Annotated in this window: 2 protein-coding genes; both read right to left on the bottom strand. The window is 31.1% G+C overall.

What is annotated here, in order from left to right; translation table 11 throughout:
- Positions 1 to 473: 473 nt before the first annotated feature.
- Positions 474 to 1,253, bottom strand: coding sequence for a TdeIII family type II restriction endonuclease (locus ACP5SP_RS07695; protein WP_428076466.1), 780 nt, complete (start codon positions 1,251 to 1,253; stop codon positions 474 to 476).
- Between the two features lie 14 nt (positions 1,254 to 1,267).
- Positions 1,268 to 2,965: an AIPR family protein gene (locus ACP5SP_RS07690; protein ID WP_428076464.1), complete on the bottom strand. Its 1,698-nt coding sequence runs from the start codon at positions 2,963 to 2,965 to the stop codon at positions 1,268 to 1,270.
- Positions 2,966 to 3,120: the final 155 nt, after the last annotated feature.

The raw sequence follows: 3,120 nt of genomic DNA, 5'->3' as shown, positions 1-3,120 counted from the left end.
ACTCAACCAACTTTAAATTCCGAATCTTTGGCCTAAAAAAGTGCTTCAAAATTTAAAGATGATCTCAGATACGATTTGGCTATTCTCTCTCGCTCACAAAGAAACATTACACGCTTATAATCTGAAAAGTAGTGCCTATGAAAGTCTTCAATTCCAATTTTATCAGTTTGTCTTTTACGTCTTTTTCAAAGAATTCCTTTATCTTCCATTTGAATTTCTCTTTCTTTTCATAATAGACCTGCAATAACGCATTTTTCGAATATTTCCATAGCCTTTCTATCAGATTCTTTTCAGAAATTACTTTCTTTGATTACTTTAATTACTTCATTTACTTATCTCGAAATTTCAAGAGTCTTACGAACAGGATTGCCAAAGCTCATAGCCTTATAAAACCTCTTCTCACTTCTTCAAACTAAGTTACTTTAGCATAGTTTTCAAGCTCTTCCCCATATCTATTTTATACACATGCATAGTTAAGGCTGCTTGAACTTTGCAAAGTACGCATCAATTTCAGGTCTTAATTCTATACCCGCTCTTTCAAAGCAATTCAACAATTCCTCATAGGCCCCGATACCACCGAGAAAATCCCAAAACTCCTTTCCAACTTTTAACTCTTCGTCAAGGTCAAACATTCCTTTTAATGTCCATCTTTCATAAGGTTTTGGCTCATAAGGATTGTAAGGAATGGCAATGTAGGTGTAAATATCTGCCTTTGGGTACTTTGATAGATAGATTGCTGCCCACTCTAACAACGTTCTTTTGAAATCCTTAAAATTACTTATATTGGGTTTAGCCGTCTTTAAGTCAAACAAATGAACTGTTCCGTTCTTACTTTGAACAAACAAATCTACCTTCACAGTTTTTAAATTATTCATTGTGCCCTTGTTACAAACTTTTCTTATCCTTTCAATCTCTTCTTTTTTATCCGGGCTTTTCCCGGTTGTAAGTTCATTCATAATGTGCTGAATTTCATTTTGTGCTTCTTCGCTTATTGTTTCTCCTACCACGAATTGTTTTTGCGCAGCAGAGAAATTTAAGTCTGCAAGTTTTTCTGCTACAGGTTCAAAAATAGAGGTTCCAAAAGTAGTGTTTAATGATTGGATGAAAGAAAATAATGCCATCCTGTCCTTGCCAAGCAAACGATAATGGAATGGCATGCTATTTGTTTCTGGCTTATATATTTTGAACTTTGTTCTTAAGCTTTCTTTTATTACATTTTCAATTTCGCTTTCTCTCTTAGTATCTAATATCATTATCTTCCTCCAATTTAAGATAAAAAATCTTGTATCATTTTCTTTGTGTTAGGTCCTGAATAAAATCCTCTTCTTTTAAATAGATAGTCTCTGGTTTCCAAAAAGGATACTGATGAACTAAAAATGGCTTTTGCATTATTTTCATCGCACAAATATTTAATTTTGTCATCTATATTGTAAACTTCCTTTGTTCTGTCCAGTTGCAAGTCGCATACCAGTAGTAAATGCATATCCATAGTTTTTGATCTCAATTCAACTTCATCATTAATTGAGAACTTGCTTAGCCAGTAATATAAAAGAGCACAATAATAATATTTATTTACTTCATTATCATCTGGACTGAATATTCTTTTCTTCTTCTGGTATTCTTCAATCTTGCTTATGGCATTGCTTTTCATTTTATGTGGCTCCCGCAAAAAAACAGAGATATAGACCTTCGCCAAATTTTCAATGTTTACTTTTTTGTAGGGCGGTGCTACTGTTGGGTATTGACCTCTTAATCTCTCATAATATATTTCAAAACCATTAAATCCCTTGAAGTATTCCTCAATCTTTTCATGATATTTATTCAGTGCTTTTAAATCTTCAGTTATTGAATTCTGATTATTTGCAGCAAATATTATTTGCTCTTTTAGCCTATTGTCATCTGTGGCAATTACTTTAATCACTAATTCTACATTTTGCAGGCTTTCTGAATTAGATTTATAAAAATTATATAATACATGAGTCGTCTGACATCCGTTTATTATTCTTGGATATGTCAATTTAAATACATTCTCCAAAGTTGGATGTTTTTCAATATTGTTGCATAATAAAGTAAGCCCGTTATTCAGGTAAATGAAATAATCTTTATATTCACTATTTTTAAGTGTTTCTTCTATACTTTGGTTAACGTCTGTTTCATTAAGAAAAGACCTTGGATTTTCAATGAAAAGATTTTCTTTCAAGTTTTCATCTTTTGTTAATATGAGTTTCTTTAATTCCTCGAATTTAATATAGGATAGAATGCTCATCTGAATTTTACTTTTTTCTTCAATGTGTATATTTCCTACAAATTTAATGTTCACTTGTTGATATGACGGTATTTTATCATATAATCCCTTCAATTCTGCTTTTTGCAGGAAATTTACACTTTCAAGAGAAATTTTATCTTTAAGATCTTCTCTATTTGTTATTTTCTCTCTTTGCGTATCAAGAAACTTTTCATCAATTTTATGTTCTGTAATAGCAGAAGCAAAATATAGTACTATTTTTGGTGTTTCTTTCAAATTATAAATAAAATCGCTTTCTTCACCAAGCAATTTGGTATATATAGAAGAAAATGGATCTATTGTAGTTTGGTCTATCAAAAAGTTAATCACACTATCAACAAAACCACTAAACTTGCTACTATCAAAGTTCTTCCTGGTTGTTGATTGTACAAAAACTATCTTTACAGAAATTTTCTCGTTTTCGCCAATTTTTTCTAAATCGGACTCATCAAAAATCAATTTATCATTGACAATAATCCCTATTCCGTCTATTCCTTGAGCGTTATGGGTAGAGACTTTATTTATGTTTTCTAATTCCTCTTCTAATTCGTTCGATATAATTACGTAATTGCTAAAGTTTTCAAACAGGTAATCTTCCTCAATTTTAGTCTTATCGAGATCAAATTTCCTTGCAAATTCATTAATTTTTGCACTTAAAGCTATATCAAATTTCTGTTCCATTATAACTTTTCCTTTAAATGAAATATCGTTTCTGAGTAGGCAGTATCTCTATCCTTCTCTACTCTATTAAGCACAGGTCGTTTAAATTGATTGACGATTTTCATATTTGCCAATTCTGCAATCTTCGGATAAAGATTAAATTTGTCATTTGCGAC

The sequence above is a fragment of the Caldisericum sp. genome (assembly GCF_049967455.1).
Classification (GTDB): domain Bacteria; phylum Caldisericota; class Caldisericia; order Caldisericales; family Caldisericaceae; genus Caldisericum; species Caldisericum exile_A.
Note: the sequence above shows the minus strand (reverse complement) of the source record. Positions and strands in the feature narration are given on the sequence as shown.